Source organism: Microbacterium azadirachtae, from assembly GCF_000956545.1.
Classification (GTDB): Bacteria; Actinomycetota; Actinomycetes; order Actinomycetales; family Microbacteriaceae; genus Microbacterium; species Microbacterium azadirachtae.
Genome location: NZ_JYIT01000068.1, coordinates 24,003 through 39,708 on the forward strand (window position 1 = coordinate 24,003; position 15,706 = coordinate 39,708).

Below are 15,706 nucleotides of genomic sequence, written 5' to 3' on the forward strand. Positions count from 1 at the left end.
CTCTGAGGAAGCACTGTGGTCACTTCGTCTCTCTCCGTTCCCTCGGCGTCCGCTCGTTGCGGCGCACGCCCCACGCTAACCAGGGTGCCGATGCCGCGACATCCCCCCGAAGACGGATCCGGATCGCGGATCCGGGTCCGGCCCGCGGCGGACGCCGCGGCGAGTCCCGCCTGATCCGCTCAGCGCCTGCCGAGGTGCAGCGCGCCGCGCACGAGCAGGCCTGCGAGCAGCGCCCAGAAGGCCGCGCTCACGCCCCAGAACGCCATGCCGCTCGCGGCGACGAGGAACGTCACCACGGCCGGGGTGCGCTCGCCGGGGTCGTCGATCGCCTGCTGCACCGCGGATCCGAACGCGCCGAACAGGGCGAGTCCGGCGACGGCCGGGATCACGGCGGCGGGCGCGAGCACCACGAGCGCCGCGAATGCGGCCGAGCAGCCGCCGAGCACCAGGTACGAGACCCCGGTGGAGACGCCCGCGATCCAGCGGCGCTTCGGATCCGGCTCCGCGTCGGGGGCCGCCGCGAGGGCCGCGCTGATCGCGGCGAGGTTGATCGCGTGACCGCCCGCCGGCGCGCCCAGCGCGCTGCCGAGGCCGGTCACGAGCATCGCCGGTCGCCATGGCACCTCGTAGCCGAAGCTGCGCATGACGGCCACGCCGGGCACGTTCTGCGACGCCATGGTCACGATGAACAGCGGCAGTGCGATGCCGACCAGGGATCCGACCGTGAACGTCGGCATCGTCAGCTCGACGCGGGGCAGCAGGGCGGCGGGGTCGACGTGCGCCCCGCCCGTCGCGATCCCGATGACGATCACGACCGTGGCCGCGAGGAACGCCAGGGGCACGGCCCAGCGGGGCGCCAGCCGGGCGAACACGAGCCAGGTCAGCACCACCGGGATCACGCCCCACGGGTTCTTCGCGAGCCCGGTGATCGGGGCGAGGCAGAGCGGCAGCAGCACGCCGGCCAGCATCGCCTGCGCGATCGACGGCGGGATCGCGGCGATCAGCGCCCCGAGCTGCGGCACGAGGGCGGTGAGCAGGATGAGCGCTGCCACGATGAGGAACGCGCCGACCGCGGCCGGCCAGCCGCCCTCGATCGCGCCCGCGCCCGCCGCCCCAGAAGCGGCGAGGAGCGCGGCACCCGGCGTCGACCAGGCCGCGGTGATCGGCATGCGGTAGCGCCAGGCCAGCACGATGCAGGCGACGCCCATCGTGAGGCTGAGCGCGAGCAGCCCGCTCGCCGCCTGCGCGTGGCTCGCGCCGACCGCGGCGAGCCCGGTGAGGACCACCGCGAACGAGCTCGTGAACCCGACCAGCGCGGTGACGACTCCCGCCATGATCGGGCGGGACAGCGGCGTTCGGGGGATCGGCGGGCTCGCGGTTTCGGCCATGAGGAGAGGCTATCGGCCGGCGGCGAGGCTCCGCGCACGCCCAGGAGCGGGCTGCGTGCACGCCCGGGAGCGGGCTACGCGAGCCCGAGCCGGTGTGCGAGCACGACGGCCTGCACGCGGTCCCTGGCTCCCAGCTTCTGCAGGATGCGCGAGACGTGCGTCTTCACCGTCGCCTCTCCGATGAACAGCTCCGCAGCGATCTCGGCGTTGCTCCACGCCTCGGCGACCAGGCGCAGCACCTCGCCCTCGCGATCGGTCAGCGGTTCCGGCAGGTCGGCGCTGGGAAGCGCGACGGATCCGGTCGTCACCACCGCCGTCCGCGATGCCGCGGCCTCTGCGCTCGGGACGACGGCGGATGCGGACGCGGCCGCGAAGCGCTGCAGCACCCGCCGCGTCACCTCGGGGGCGAGCATGCCGTCGCCCGCGGCCAGCGCGCGCACCGCCGCCACGAGCTCCTCGGGCCCCGCGTTCTTGAGCAGGAACCCGCTCGCGCCCGCATCGAGCGCGTCGAACAGGTAGTCGTCCCGGTCGAACGTCGTCACGATCGCGATCGAGGCGCGGATCCGCTCGTCGGCGCGGATCATCCGCGTGGCCGCGATCCCGTCCATGTCGGGCATCTGCACGTCCATCGTGATGACGTCGGGGAGGAGGGATCCGGCGAGCGTCACGGCTTCCGCGCCGGTCGACGCCTCGCCCACCACCGAGATGTCGGGCTGCAGATCCAGGATCGTGCGGAAGCCGGCTCGGAGCATCGCGTGGTCGTCGACGATCAGCACACGGATCGGGGCGTTCATGCGTCCTCCGTCCCGCGGCGCGGCGCAGAGCCCGCGGGCGCGTCGGCGAGCGCGTAGGCCGACGCCGACGCCGACGTCACGGGCAGCGTGGCGCGCACGCGGAAGCCGCCGGCCGGACGGGGGACCAGTTCGATCGTTCCGCCCGAGGCCGTCGCACGCTCGCGCATGCCGAGCTGCCCCAGGCCGGGGCGCAGCCCGGTGACGACCCGTCCGGTGTTCACGACCTCCAGTTCGACCGAACCCGGCTCGTATCGGATCCGCACGTCCGCCTCGGCGTCGGGACCGGCGTGACGGCGTGCGTTCGTGAGCGACTCCTGCGCGATCCGGTACAGGTTGACCGCGGTCACGCGCGGCACGGGCACGGGGTCGCCGATCACCTGCAGGCGCGTGGGGAGTCCGGCGGACGTCGAGGCGGCCGCCAGCTCGGCGATGTCGCCGATGTCGACGGTCGAGGAGACGTCCTCGCTGTCACCCGGGGCGCGCAGCGTGTCGAGCAGCTGGCGGAAGTCGCGGATCGCGTCCCGCGCGGAGGTCTCGATCCCCGCGACGATCTCGGTGGCCGCCTGCGGATCCTGCGGGATCATCATCCGGGCCGCTCCCGCCTGCACCCCCATGACCGAGACGTGGTGCGCGACGACATCGTGCAGCTCACGGGCGATGCGCACGCGATCCAGTGCGACGGCCTGGGCGGCGCTCAGCGCGCGCTCCCGCTCCAGCTCCTCCGTGCGCTGCTCGAGGGCGGCACGCTGCCGGGCGGCGCTCCAGCTGCGCTCGCCGAAGTAGTACGCGCCGCCGAAGTAGAGCACGTTCAGCAGCACCTGGAGCATGAGGAACGCGACGAGCGGGGAGAACATCCCCGCGACGACGTCGGCCTTCGCGGCCTGGTCGATCGCCTGCCGGTACATCTCGACGACCAGCCACGCGGCCATCACGACCATGATCCCGACGCGCACGAAGAACGCGCTCCGGCGGGCGTTCATCCAGGCGCCCACGGTGTACAGCGCGATGAACATGGCGATGTTGCCGGCGTAGATCTCGGGGACCTTCAGCGAGGTCGCCACGACGAACGCGAGCGAGACGACCACGGCGACAGGGCCCGGCCAGCGGCGGCGCAGGGCGATGGCCGCCGAGATCACGACCACGTACGGGATCGCCGTCCACAGCGGGCCCTGCTCGCTGCCGTAGACCTTCGCGAGCGACGACAGGCCGGCGCTGAGGATCCCGCCCACCAGCAGGACCGCGGCGAGGAGCAGGTCCTGCCGGAGCTCGCGCGGCGTCGGAGTGCGGGTGAACGGCATCCCTCCACCGTAGGGCGGTGCCCGCGCGGACGGCATCCCCCGTGCGACGGACGCGCGGTGCGAGACTGAGGCGTGACCTCGCCGCGCCCTCGCCTCGCTCCGCTGTACCTCGCGGGGTTCACGACGGCGTTCGGCGCTCACGGGATCGCCGCCGCGCTGGGCGCCGAGACCGAGGACATCGGCTGGACCCTGCTCGCGTTCGGGTTCACCCTCGCGCTGTACGACCTGGCCGAGGTGCTGCTGAAGCCGGTGTTCGGCGCTCTCAGCGACCGGATCGGCGTACGTCCCGTGATCGTCGCGGGTCTGCTCGGCTTCGCTGCGTTCTCCGTGGTCGGCGCCCTGGTGCCGGGGACGATCGGGCTCGTCGTGGCGCGCTTCGGCCAGGGCGCCGCCGCGTCGGCGTTCTCGCCCGCGTCGTCCGCCGCCGTCGCCCGGCTCGCCGACGACGCGTCGCGCGGACGCTACTTCGGCCGCTACGGATCCTGGAAGGGGCTCGGCTACGCGCTCGGCCCGCTGGTCGGCGCCGGTCTCGTGGTGTGGGCGGGGCTGCCCGCGCTGTTCTGGGCGCTCGCCGCGGTGGCCCTCGTCGCCGCGGCCTGGGTGCGATTCGGCGTGCCGGCGGTGCCGGTGCTGCCGCGCAAGCGCGTGACCGTCGCCGATCTGGTGCGCGAGCTCGCCGCCCCCGGGTTCCTGGTGCCCACCCTCGTGCTGGCCGCGACCACCGGCGGTCTCGCGGTGGCCGTCGGCTTCCTGCCGCTGCTGGGCCGCCAGACGGGCATGGGCACGGTCGGCAGCATGGCGCTCGTCACCGTGCTGGCGATCGTCAGCAGCGTCGTGCAGCCGTGGGCCGGATCCCTGCACGATCGCGGACGCCTCCGGATCCGGGCGGGCGCGGTGGGCGGCCTGGCGCTGCTCGCCGCGGGCATGCTGCTCGCGGGGCTGTGGTCGGTCGTCGGCGCACTCGTGGTCGCCGCCGTGCTCGCGGGTGCCGGGGTGGGACTCGCGACGCCCCTGGCCTTCGCGCACCTGGCGTCGTCGACGCCGCCGGATCGCATGGGGCGCACGATGGGATCCGCCGAGCTCGGCCGGGAGCTGGGGGACGCCGGCGGGCCGCTCATCGCCGGCGCCGTGGCGACCGCGACCGTCCCCGGCATCGGGCTCGTCGTGATCGGGGGCCTGACCGCCGGTGCGGGGATCCTCGCCGGCCTCGGGCTCCGGCGGGTTCCGGACGAGGGCTGAGTCCGGGCCTGGACTTGCTCTTGACAAGCGAACTTGCAAAAAGCAAGCTTGACGCATCGGATCCGATCCGGGTCCGCGACAGAGGAGTCATCGTGGCCACCGTCTTCATCAGCCTGCCCGTCACCGACCTCGAGCGCTCCAAGGCCTTCTACACGGCGCTCGGCTGCACGATCAATCCCGAGATGTCCGATGAGAACGGCGTCTGCGTGGTGTGGGACGACAACATCTTCTTCATGATGATCACGCGCGAGTTCTTCGCCACCTTCACGGAGAAGCCGATCGCGGATCCGAGGGTCACGCTGCAGACCTCGGCGTCGTTCGCCCTCGACTCCCGTGACGAGGTCGATGCCGTGATCGCGAAGGGACTCGCGGCGGGCGGCACCGAGCCCCAGCCCGCGCAGGACTACGGCTTCATGTACTCGCGCGATCTGGACGACCCCGACGGCAACTCCCTCGGCTTCCTGTACATGGTCCCCGGCGGTGCCGAGCAGGAGCCGGCCGCGCAGGCGACGACCGCGTGATGCGGAAGCGGTTCTGACATGGCCGCGCGCAGCTACGGCCAGTACTGCGGCGTCACGACGGCGGTGGAGCTGATCGGAGAGCGCTGGGCGCTGCTCATCGTGCGCGACCTGCTGGTGGGGCCGCGCCGGTACACGGATCTGAAGCAGGGTCTGCCGCGCATCCCGACGAACATCCTGTCCTCGCGGCTCAAGGAGCTGCAGGAGGGCGGGGTGGTGCGCCGGGCGCCCCTGCACGGCAGCGGTCTCGTCTACGAGCTCACGCCCTATGGGCAGGCGCTGGAGCCGATCGTGCTGGCGCTCGGCAGGTGGGGCTTCCAGGCGATGGGGGATCCGGGCGAAGGCGATGTGGTGTCCCCGGATTCGCTCACCATGGCGCTGCGGACGTCGTTCCGCCCGGACCGCGCCGCGCGCCTCGACGTGGAACTGCACGTGGGCGATGTCGCTCTGCGCGTGATCGTCCGCGACGGCGCGCTCCGCGTCGCGCAGCTCGCGCCGCCCGCCCCGCCCGTCGGAGGAGCGCTGCCCGCCGGCGATGCGGAGGGGATCCTGGTCGCCGGGCCCGGCATCCGTCACCTCATCGCGGGCGACGTCACCCCGGCGGAGGCTGTCGCGCAGGATCTGGTCGCGGTCGTGCGCGGCGACGAGCGGATCCTGGACGTCTTCGCCCGCACCTTTCACATCGACCGGCTCGCGGCGTAGCGTCGCCGTGGGCGCTGAAGGACGAACGACCGAACCGGATTCCCAAGGAAGAGGACATCATGACCGGACGCATCATCATCGACCTGTTCACCACGCTCGACGGCGTCGCCCAGGCTCCGGGCGGCCCGGAGGAGGATCCGTCGGACGGATTCCGCTTCGGCGGGTGGCAGGCGCCGCTGCCGAGCGAGGCCGTCATGGGCAGCGTGATGGCGGGGATGGAGACTCTCGACGCGCTGCTGCTGGGCCGGCGCACGTACGACATCTTCGCCGGCTACTGGCCGCAGCACACGACCGGGCCGGAGGGGCCGATCGGGCAGCTCTTCGACCGGGTGCCGAAGTACGTCGCCTCGCGGGACGCCGGGATCCAGCTCGACTGGCAGGGCAGCAGCAGGGTCGGCGACGACCTGCCGGCCGAGCTCGCCGCCCTGCGCGAGAAGCACCAGGACGTGCACGTGATCGGCAGCGTCGATTTCGTGCACACCTTGCTCGATCAGCAGCTCTACGACGAGCTCCAGCTGTGGGTGTACCCGATCGTGCTCGGCCAGGGGAAGAAAGTGTTCCCAGACGGCGCGGTCCCGCACAACCTGCGTCTCGTGCACGCGGAGTCCGGCGACGGCGGCACCCTTCTGCTGCGCTACGCGCCGGCGCCGGGCGAGGTGGAGACCGGCACGATGTGACCACCGGCAGGGCCGTTTCCGATTCGTGACCGGAATATCGCGAACGCCTCTGTCCCGTCGTCTCGGCGGAAACTACAGTCCTCGTAACGCGTGGGGACGTTGACTGAACAGCCGCACTCTGGGGAGTGCGGCTGTTCCCATGTCCGGGCGCGGATCTCGACGGATCTTCCTCTTTCCTGAGAGAATCCTGTGACGATAGATTGCATCGACGCCTGGTTCTTCAGGCTCCGCCTGCGCCCGATGAAGGGGGCGGGCGACGACCCGACGGGGGGACCAGGATGTCTGCAGGTGTGTCCACGCGTCGACGGTGGAAAGGCGCTCTCACAGCGCTGATCGCCGCGGCGCTGATGTTCACGGGAGTGGGGGCGGCGGCTGCGGCGGATACGCTCGCGGCCACCGGTGGTTCGATCGCGGGTGTCGTCACCAACGAAGCGGATGGCTCCCCGATCGCGGGCATCTTCGTCCAGGCGCAGAACGACGACGCGTCCTCGATCGCCGGTGCCACGACCGGACCCGATGGCTCGTATCGCATCGACGGGCTTCAGCCGGGCGCGCATCGCGTGCATTTCTTGACGCTCGGGACCTCGTACATCAGCGAGTACTGGAACAACGCGACGAGCTACTTCCAGGCTGCCGTCGTCTACGTGCAGGACGGTGTCGTGGCGACCGGGATCGATGCAGCACTCAGCAGCGGGGGGACCATCAGTGGCGTGGTCACGCGCGAGGACGGCACCCCCGTCGTGGGTGAACCCGTCAGTGCCGCCGCAAGTGGCCTCGGCGGCGGATTCAGCAGCGCGATCACCGATAGCTCGGGCGCATACACGATCCAGGGGCTCCCGGCAGATTCCTACGTCGTGAACTTCTCGACCACCTGGGACGGACTGGTCGGCGAGTACTGGAACGATGCGGCCGACTACTTCTCCGCGACACGGGTGCCTGTGGCGGCCGGTGGCGCGGTCACCGGCATCGACGCCGTGCTCACGGCGGGCGGGTCCGTCCAGGGTGTGGTCACGAAGGCCTCCGACGGTTCCGTCGTGGCCAACGGCTGGGTCGCCGTCTTGGACGCGAACGGCAATTCCGTCGCACAGGGAGTTCTCTCCCCGGACGGCACCTATCGGATCGAGGGGATCCGCCCCGGGGACTACAAGGTCAAATTCTCTTCCAACGATCCGAGCCTGGTCCCGCAGTACTGGGCCGGTGCCGCGACCGCGGCCGCGGCGACGGCCGTCACCGTCGTCGCCGGTCAGACGGTCAGCGGTATCGACGCCGCGCTGCAGTCCCTCCCCGCGCAGATCAGCGGCACCGTGACGCGCGCGTCCGACGGCGCACCAGTGGCGGGCATCTCAGTGACCGCGAGCGGTGCCGGTGGGTACTACTGGGCCACGACCGATGACATGGGCGCTTATCGGATCTCCGCTGCGCCGGGCCAGTACACGGTCGAGTTCCGCGACCCTTACCAGGCGTTCGTGTCCCAGTGGTGGAGCGGTGCGACCAGCGCGCAGGACGCGACGCCGGTCACGCTGGCGGAGGGCTCGCAGGTCACCGGCATCGACGCCCGTCTCGACGCGACCCGGGTGATCCGTGGCACCGTGCTCCTCGACGGATCGACGGATCTGCGCGGGCGTTCCTCGAGCATCGCGGTGATCGCCGAGTCGGACGGGCGGTTCGCCGGGATGAGCTACGTCCATCCTGACGGCACTTACACTCTGACGATCGCCCCGGGCACGTACACGGTGCACGTCGAGGGCACGGAGGGCTTCGCCTGGGCGGTGGCGCCGCAGTATTACTCCCATGCTGCTACCGCAGCCGAAGCGACCCCGGTCGTGCTCTCCGGGGACGCCGATACGACCGGCATCGACTTCGATCTGTCCTCGCTCACTGCGAAAGTCGCACTGTCCTCCGGGACGGCGCATCCCGGAGAGACCGTCCATGTGACGGCGTCGGGTTTCGCGCCCCGTGATCCGGTGAAGATCGAGCTCCACTCCGTGCCCGTGCTGCTCGCATCCGTCACGGCGGGCGCCGACGGCACCGTCGACACCACCGTGACGCTTCCGCCGGACGTCGCCGCGGGTGAGCACCAGATCGTGCTCACGGGAGCGATGTCGACGCTCACCGGCAGCGCGGCGCTGACGGTCCCAGGTGGCACCGGAACCGGCTCGACCGGCGGCGCGACCGGCGGCGCGGCGAGTCCTTCGGGCGCCGGCACTTCCAGCGCTGCGCAGCTCGCCGCAACGGGATCGGAGGTCCCGTTCGGAGAGATGGGACTCGCTGCTCTCCTGCTGCTCGCGGGAGCGGTGCTGGTGCGGATCCGTCGTCGTCAGCAGGCCTGACCGGTTCGATCCTCCGCGGGCGCCTCGTCGGCTTCGGCCACGGGGCGCCCGCGGAGGATCAACCCGCGAGCACACGCTCCAGCATGAGCGCGACACCGTCCTCGGCGTTCGACAGGGTGAGTTCGTCGGCGGCGGCCCGCGCTTCGGGCTCGGCGTTCGCCATGGCGACGCCGCGGCCCGACCAGCGCAGCATCTCGACGTCGTTGAGCGCGTCGCCGAAGGCGAGCACCTCGCTGCGATCGATGCCGAGCGCGGCGCACAGCTGCGCGAGGCCGGTGGCCTTCGTGACGCCCTCGGCCATCACCTCGACGAACGGCGCGCCGGACAGCGTCGCCGCGAAGCCGGTCTGATCCAGGGTGCCCAGCACGGCGAAGATCTCCGCCGGGAGATCGTCGCGTGCCGGATCACGAGCTTGAGGCTCGGTGCCGAGAGCACCTCGGCGAGCGGTACGGCACCCATCGTGCGCGGGTCGCGCTTGTGATCGCTGAGGGTCGCGACGGCGGCGTACCTCTCCTGCGCGACGAAGACCTCGCCGCCCTCGCGCACGCTCGCGAACAGCAGATCCGGGATCCGCTCGCCGAGCTCCCGCGCGATGCGCTGCTGCACGGGCACCGCGATCTCCGACGCGAACAGCAGCTCGTGCGTGCCGAGGCGGATGCCGTACGCGCCGTTGCCGCACAGCGCCCAGCCCTCGAACCCCGCCTCGGCCGCGATCGCGCGCAGCCCGATCGGCTGGCGGGCGGTGACCGGCACCACGACGATGCCCGCGGCTCGTGCGGTGTCGAGCGCCGCACGGGTGCGGGCGGTGACGTGCCCGGACGGGTCGAGGAGGGTGCCGTCGAGGTCGGTCGCGATCAGGCGGATCCGGTGGCCTGCGGGTTCCGCAGGGGACCGCGTTTCGTCTCGGTCGCCTTCGGCGTCCTCGCTCAACGACCCCGGGGTGGGGTCGCCTTCGGTCTCGTCGCTCAACGACCCCGGGGGGCGGGGATCCGCCGAGTTCACGCGAAGATCATCGGCAGGTCGTCGTCCTCGTCGGCCGCGCCGAGCTCGAGGTCGACGACCACCGGCACGTGGTCGCTCGGCTGTTCGCCCTTGCGCTCCTCGCGGTGGATCGAGGCGCCCTTCACCGCATCGGCGAAGGGCGTGGATCCCAGCACGAAGTCGATCCGGATCCCCTCGTTGCGCGGGAACTTGAGCCGCTGGTAGTCCCAGTAGGTGTAGCCCTCGGGCAGCAGCGGCCGCACGACGTCCTGCACGCCCGCCGACTCCAGTGCGAAGAATGCGGCGCGTTCCTCGGGGGAGACATGCGTGGACTTGCCGACGACGATGTCCGGATCCCCGTTGTCGTGGTCGAACGGGATGATGTTGAAGTCGCCGACGAGCGCGAGCGGGAGGCCCGGCTTCGCCGCGAGCTCGGCGGCCGTCGCGGTGCGCAGCGCTTCGAGCCAGTGCAGCTTGTAGGCGAGGTGCGGGTCGTCGAGCGAGCGGCCGTTCGGCACGTACAGGCTCCACACGCGCACGCCGTTGACGATCGCGCCGATCGCCCGCGCCTCCTGCGGCGCGTCGGGACCCTCATGGCCCTTGGCGAACCCGGGCATGCCGTCGAACGCGGTGCGCACGTCGGTCATCGGCTCGCGGCTCGCGATCGCGACGCCGTTCCACTGGTTCAGGCCGTGCACCTCGACGTGATAGCCGGCCTCCTCGAAGGGAGCGTACGGGAACTGCTCCGGCTTGCACTTGATCTCCTGCATCGCGAGCACATCGATGTCCTCGCGCACGGCGAACTCGACGGTGCGGGCGACACGGGTGCGGATGGAGTTGACGTTCCAGGTGGCCAGGCGCATGGATCCAGCCTACGGGCGGCCGAGGACACCGCCGGCCCCGGAAGCTCCCCGGACGGGACTGACCGGCACCTGCCCGCGGCGGCGTTCGGGAAGCGCAGGGATCCGGCTCCGAGCCGTTCGGATTCCGTAGGGACGTACGCCGCGGCTCGGAATGCGGCGCACGGTGGATCCATGGTCATCGAACAGCGGTCCCTGCCGTCGCCGCATCACCCCGTCCCGCCGGCCCTGCGACGGCCGCGCCCTCACTGGGGTCACCTGTCGCGCTCCGTCAGCCGGTACGGCGTCGTCTCCAGCACGCTCGTCATCTATGCGCCCGACTCTCCGGAGATCGAACGGCGCTGGGCCGAGCTCGCCCGCGGATACGGCGTCTTCGCGTTCGGCGGCGGACTCCTCGTCTGGATCGGCTGCGCGGCGGCCGGGATCCCGCCCCTGGCGGCACTGGTGGTGATCGCGGCGGTCACCCTCCCTGTCGGGATCGTCCTCGCCCGCCGCACGCGCGCCGTGCGCCACGCCGCCGCGACGGTCTCGGCGTGCTGCTCCGGCCTCCGCCCCGACGACGAGGGCAGGGCGGCTCAGCGCCGCCTCGACGCGATCGCCGACTCGCTGCTGGGAGCCAGCGCCGCCTATCGCGCAGGCGACCTGGACGGGCCCGCCTTCGAACGCATCTGGCGCGCCGCCTACGCGCACGCCCTGTCCTGACCGGCGCGATGCCGGCATTCAGAGCGCGCACCTGGCTGCATCCAGAGTGCGGATGCCGCCAGGTGCGCGCTTCGAAAACGGGCAGGATCCGGGTCAGCCGCGCGCGGCCTGCTCCGCCTTCTTCTCGCGGCGCAGGCCGTGCAGCAGCGGCTCGGTGTAGCCGCTGGGCTGGGCGGCGCCCTCGGTGATCAGGCGACGGGCCGCGGTGAACGCGATGCCCGGCTGCTCACCCTCCGCGAACGCGAGCGGCTCGTAGTTCGGGTCGCCGGCGTTCTGCGCGTCGACGACGGGGGCGAGCCGGCGCAGGCTGTCGTCGACCTGCTCCTCGGTGATCACGCCGTGCTGCAGCCAGTTCGCGAGCAGCTGGCTCGAGATGCGCAGCGTGGCGCGGTCCTCCATGAGTCCGACGTCGTGGATGTCCGGCACCTTCGAGACGCCGATCCCCTGATCGATCCAGCGCACCACGTAGCCGAGGATCGACTGCACGTTGTTGTCGACCTCGGTCGCGACGACCTCGGGCGTGAGCGCAGCGGGATCCGCGAGCGGCGGCACCAGCAGCCGCTCCAGGGCGCTGTCGTCCACAGGTGGCAGCGCCGCGCGCGCCGCGAACGCGTCGACCCGGTGATAGTGCAGGGCGTGCAAGGTGGCGGCCGTGGGTGACGGGACCCAGGCCGTCGACGCCCCGGACAGCGGATGCGCGATCTTCTTCTGCAGCATGGCGTGCATGAGGTCGGGCTCGGCCCACATGCCCTTGCCGATCTGCGCGCGTCCGCTGAGGCCGCTCGCGACGCCGATGGCGACGTTGCGGTCCTCGTACGCCTGCATGAACGGCTGCGCCTTGATGCCGGCTTTCGGCAGGAAGGGGCCGGCATGCAGGGAGGTGTGGATCTCGTCGCCGGTGCGGTCGAGGAAGCCGGTGTTGATGAACACGACGCGGTCGCTCGCGGCAGCGATCGAGGCGGCGAGGTTCGCCGACGTGCGGCGCTCCTCGTCCATGATCCCGACCTTCATGGTGCCGGCGGGCAGGCCCAGCAGCTGCTCGACGCGGCCGAACAGCTCGGCGGCGAACGCGACCTCCTCGGGGCCGTGCATCTTCGGCTTCACGATGTACATGGATCCGGTGCGCGAGTTGGTGCCCGCGCGCGAGCCCTCCAGCTCGGGAAGGGATCCGAGGGCGGTCATGATCGCATCGAGGATCCCCTCGAAGACCTCGTCGCCGTGGCGGTCGAGCACGGCGGGGGTGCGCATGAGGTGGCCGACGTTGCGGACGAACAGCACCGCGCGGCCGGGAAGGGTCACCTCGCCGCCGTCGGCGGTGCGGTAGGTGCGGTCCGGGTTCAGCGCGCGGGTGAAGGTGCGGCCGCCCTTGGTCACCGTCTCGGTGAGGGTGCCGTCCATGAAGCCGCGCCAGTTGCGGTAGCCGAGCGCCTTGTCGTCTCCGTCGACCGCGGCGACCGAGTCCTCGAGGTCGAGGATCGCGGTGAGCGCGGACTCCAGGATGATGTCCTGCACGCCCGCGGCGTCGGTGCGGCCGATGGCGCCGGAGCGGTCGACCAGGATCTCGGCGTGCAGCCCGTTGTGCACGAGCAGCACCGTGTCGGGCGCCTGGGCGTCGCCGGTGTAGCCGACGAAGCGCGCGGGGTCGGCGAGGCGACGGTCGCCGGAGGCCGTCGCGACCACGAGGCCGTCCGCGTCCACGCGGTATCCGGTGGCGTCGCGGTGCGAGCCGTCGGCGAGCGGGGCGATCTCGTCGAGGAACTCGCGGCCGAACGCGACGACGGCCGCGGCACGCGCCGGGTTGAAGTCCTTGCCGGGGGCGAGCTCACCGGTGCGCTCGATGGCGTCGGTGCCGTAGAGCGCGTCGTACAGCGAGCCCCAGCGCGCGTTCGCGGCGTTCAGGGCGAAGCGCGCGTTCAGCAACGGCACCACCAGCTGCGGCCCCGCCATGGTGGCGATCTCGGGGTCGACGTCCTCGGTGGTGACGGCGACGTCCTCCGGCACGGGCACGAGGTAGCCGATCTCGGTCAGGAACGCCCGGTAGGCGGCCGGATCCGGCTGTCCCGGGTTCTTCCGGTGATACTCGTCGATCTGCTGCTGCAGCTCGTCGCGGCGTGCGAGCAGCGCGGCGTTGCGCGGCACGAGGTCGTGCACGATCTCGCTCACGCCCGCCCAGAACGCCGTGGCGTCGCGACCGGAATCGGCAAGCGACGCTTCAGCGAACTCGACGATCGGCGCGGCGACCGACAGGTCTGCGCGGGTGAGGTACGAGGTCATAGTTCCATTCCTTCTGTGCGAGCGCCGAGGCGCTTCAGGGTTTCCAGGGCGATCTCCGCGTCGAGTGCGGGCGGACCGCCGGCGATGCCGAGGCCGCCGACGTGGTGCTCGCCGAAGAAGATCGGCACGCCCCCGTCGATCGTGGTCATGGTGCCGCCCGTGCCGAGCGGCAGCGTCGCGGCGAGGGCCTCGGCGATCTGTCCGGTGCGGCGGCGGATCGAGGCGCTGCTCTTGGCCTTGCGCTGGGAGGTCTCGGCGCTGTGCGGCGTGGAGCCGTCGGCCATGCCGTAGGCGATGAGCGTCATCGACGGATCCGCGACCGCGGCGACGGTGGGGAGGCCGCGCTCGGCGCCGATCTCGAGCGCCAGCGCGACGGCTCGTGCGGCCGTCTCGTAGGTGATCGTGACGGTCTGTCGGTGCGTGGACATCGGCGTCTCCTCGGCGTGATTTATCTCGATGTCGAGATTACCTTCGCGAGGAGATTATCACAATGTGAAGATTGAGTTCCACATGTTGAAAGTGAAGATGGCCGGGAGGATCCGCGGGAGACCTGTTCAGCGCTCGGCTTCAGCGCTCGGCGGGATCCGCGGTGCCGACCAGGATCCCCCGTGCGAGCACGTGGAAATGCCGGTTGAAGCCGAGGTAGGCCGGCGTCTCGTGCCCGTCGAGGTCGATCTCCTCGATGTCGAGCGCGTCGACCGTGATCACGTAGCGGTGAACGCCCGTGCCGGCGGGCGGAGCCGCGCCGATGTAGCGCGGCAGGCGCGCCTCGTTCGGGAGCGTGACGGCCTGCGGCGGGAGCGACCCGGGCTCGCCGTCGCCGGCGCCTGCGGGCAGCGAGCGCACGTCGGCCGGGAGGTTCGCGACCGCCCAGTGCCAGAAGCCGGATCCGGTCGGGGCGTCAGGGTCGTAGACCGACAGGGCGAAGCTCTTGGTGCCCGCCGGGGGCTCGCCCCACACCAGGCCGGGGGAGCGGTCATCCCCGCCGCGCGACTCCGACCAGGCCCAGACCGGCAGCGGCCCGTCCGCATCGAAGTCGGGGCTGGAGAGCTCCAGCGGAGGCACCGGCTTGAGCCGGGCGAGGGCGGCGTACGTGTCGACGTCGAGCATGCGATCCTCCTCGGTCGCGGCGGACGCGGGAGCCGCCGCATACCCCGCCATCCTCGCATCGATCCGCGCTGCGCGGCCAGGATCCGGTCGCCGGATCCTGCCCCGACTGGCCCCGATCCGGCCCCGAACCGGCCGGAGGATCGGCCCTGATCGGACGCAACGCAGGAACATGCGGCGTGCTGCTGCGGATCTCGGACGGACGGGCCCGATTCCCCTGCGCTGTGTCGCGAGCGGCGACCCTAGACTTGAGCCGTGACGCTCAGCACCCCCGAACTCGAAGCCGACCGCCAGGCCCTCATCGCTCTCATCAAGGACGAGGCGGTGTTCCACGGCGACTTCACCCTCGCCAGCGGCAAGAAGGCGACCTACTACGTCGACATGCGGCGCCTGACACTGGATCACCGCGCCGCGCCTGCGATCGGCCGCATCGTGCTGGATCTGATGCAGGGCCTCGGGGACATCGCCGCCGTCGGCGGTCTCACGCTCGGCGCCGACCCCATCGCCAACGCCGTGATGCACGAGTCGGTGCGCGCGGGCGCCCCGGTCGACGCCTTCGTGGTGCGCAAGGAGCCGAAGGACCACGGCCGCGGCCGTCAGATCGAGGGCGCCGACGTCGCCGGCAAGCGCGTGGTCGTGGTCGAGGACACGTCGACCACGGGCGGGTCCCCGCTCAAGGCCGTCGAGGTGCTGCGCGCGGCCGGCGCCGAGCCGGTCGCCGTGATCTCGATCGTCGACCGCAAGACCGGCGCCCAGGCCGCGGTCGAGGCGGCAGGGCTGCAGTGGCTCGCCGCGATCGACCTCGACGACCTCGGACTCGCCCCGCAGTGACGACC

16 protein-coding genes are annotated in these 15,706 nt (G+C 71.8%); 7 read left to right on the top strand and 9 right to left on the bottom strand.

Features of this window, described 5'->3' with window-relative positions; translation table 11 throughout:
- Positions 1–179: 179 nt before the first annotated feature.
- The 3 genes from RL72_RS06365 to RL72_RS06375 form a co-directional block, all read right to left on the bottom strand.
- Positions 180–1,388, bottom strand: a complete 1,209-nt coding sequence (locus RL72_RS06365) for a benzoate/H(+) symporter BenE family transporter (RefSeq protein WP_045249984.1) — start codon at positions 1,386–1,388, stop codon at positions 180–182.
- 74 nt (positions 1,389–1,462) lie between these two features.
- Positions 1,463–2,182 (bottom strand): response regulator, encoded by a 720-nt coding sequence (locus RL72_RS06370; protein WP_045249985.1) that lies wholly within the window; start codon positions 2,180–2,182, stop codon positions 1,463–1,465.
- Positions 2,179–3,480 (bottom strand): sensor histidine kinase, encoded by a 1,302-nt coding sequence (locus tag RL72_RS06375; protein ID WP_045249986.1) that lies wholly within the window; start codon positions 3,478–3,480, stop codon positions 2,179–2,181. The genes RL72_RS06370 and RL72_RS06375 overlap by 4 nt, the downstream gene beginning before the upstream one ends.
- A 72-nt stretch (positions 3,481–3,552) precedes the next feature.
- Here RL72_RS06375 and RL72_RS06380 point away from each other — a divergent pair, with 72 nt between their 5' ends.
- The 5 genes from RL72_RS06380 (at position 3,553) to RL72_RS06400 (ending at position 8,946) form a co-directional block, all read left to right on the top strand.
- Entirely contained in the window at positions 3,553–4,719 is a 1,167-nt protein-coding gene (locus RL72_RS06380; RefSeq protein ID WP_045249987.1) for an MFS transporter, read from the top strand.
- 89 nt (positions 4,720–4,808) lie between these two features.
- Positions 4,809–5,240, top strand: coding sequence for a VOC family protein (locus RL72_RS06385; RefSeq protein ID WP_248700402.1), 432 nt, complete (start codon positions 4,809–4,811; stop codon positions 5,238–5,240).
- Between the two features lie 18 nt (positions 5,241–5,258).
- The gene (locus tag RL72_RS06390) at positions 5,259–5,939 is read left to right on the top strand and encodes a winged helix-turn-helix transcriptional regulator (RefSeq protein ID WP_045249989.1); all 681 of its coding nucleotides are present in this window, start codon (positions 5,259–5,261) and stop codon (positions 5,937–5,939) included.
- 59 nt (positions 5,940–5,998) lie between these two features.
- Entirely contained in the window at positions 5,999–6,616 is a 618-nt protein-coding gene (locus tag RL72_RS06395) for a dihydrofolate reductase family protein (RefSeq protein WP_045249990.1), read from the top strand.
- A gap of 278 nt (positions 6,617–6,894) precedes the next feature.
- Positions 6,895–8,946 carry a carboxypeptidase-like regulatory domain-containing protein gene (locus RL72_RS06400; protein ID WP_082072184.1) on the top strand — a complete coding sequence of 684 codons (2,052 nt, stop codon included), beginning with the start codon at positions 6,895–6,897 and terminating at the stop codon, positions 8,944–8,946.
- A gap of 58 nt (positions 8,947–9,004) precedes the next feature.
- Here RL72_RS06400 and RL72_RS20405 read toward each other — a convergent pair whose 3' ends face one another.
- The 3 genes from RL72_RS20405 to RL72_RS06410 are packed head-to-tail and all read right to left on the bottom strand — an operon-like array spanning position 9,005 to position 10,790.
- On the bottom strand, positions 9,005–9,313 hold the full coding sequence (locus RL72_RS20405; RefSeq protein ID WP_248700397.1) for an HAD hydrolase family protein: 309 nt from the start codon (positions 9,311–9,313) through the stop codon (positions 9,005–9,007).
- Complete coding sequence (locus RL72_RS20410) at positions 9,247–9,948, bottom strand: HAD family hydrolase (RefSeq protein ID WP_248700398.1); 702 nt, start codon at positions 9,946–9,948, stop codon at positions 9,247–9,249. The genes RL72_RS20405 and RL72_RS20410 overlap by 67 nt, the downstream gene beginning before the upstream one ends.
- The gene (locus RL72_RS06410) at positions 9,945–10,790 is read right to left on the bottom strand and encodes an exodeoxyribonuclease III (RefSeq protein WP_045249992.1); all 846 of its coding nucleotides are present in this window, start codon (positions 10,788–10,790) and stop codon (positions 9,945–9,947) included. The genes RL72_RS20410 and RL72_RS06410 overlap by 4 nt, the downstream gene beginning before the upstream one ends.
- 171 nt (positions 10,791–10,961) lie before the next feature.
- Here RL72_RS06410 and RL72_RS19765 point away from each other — a divergent pair, with 171 nt between their 5' ends.
- On the top strand, positions 10,962–11,489 hold the full coding sequence (locus RL72_RS19765) for a DUF6611 family protein (RefSeq protein WP_045249993.1): 528 nt from the start codon (positions 10,962–10,964) through the stop codon (positions 11,487–11,489).
- Positions 11,490–11,582: 93 nt separating this feature from the next.
- On the opposite strand, the gene RL72_RS06420 is transcribed toward RL72_RS19765, so the two are convergent.
- From RL72_RS06420 to RL72_RS06430, 3 genes are all read right to left on the bottom strand, one after another.
- Positions 11,583–13,763 (bottom strand): malate synthase G, encoded by a 2,181-nt coding sequence (locus tag RL72_RS06420; RefSeq protein WP_045249994.1) that lies wholly within the window; start codon positions 13,761–13,763, stop codon positions 11,583–11,585.
- On the bottom strand, positions 13,760–14,191 hold the full coding sequence (locus RL72_RS06425) for a GlcG/HbpS family heme-binding protein (RefSeq protein WP_045249995.1): 432 nt from the start codon (positions 14,189–14,191) through the stop codon (positions 13,760–13,762). The genes RL72_RS06420 and RL72_RS06425 overlap by 4 nt, the downstream gene beginning before the upstream one ends.
- 139 nt (positions 14,192–14,330) lie before the next feature.
- A complete protein-coding gene (locus RL72_RS06430) occupies positions 14,331–14,873 on the bottom strand; it encodes a YbhB/YbcL family Raf kinase inhibitor-like protein (protein ID WP_045250033.1) in 543 nt (180 codons plus the stop codon).
- Positions 14,874–15,125: 252 nt separating this feature from the next.
- Here RL72_RS06430 and pyrE point away from each other — a divergent pair, with 252 nt between their 5' ends.
- Positions 15,126–15,701, top strand: coding sequence for an orotate phosphoribosyltransferase (pyrE, locus tag RL72_RS06435; RefSeq protein ID WP_045249996.1), 576 nt, complete (start codon positions 15,126–15,128; stop codon positions 15,699–15,701).
- Positions 15,702–15,706: the final 5 nt, after the last annotated feature.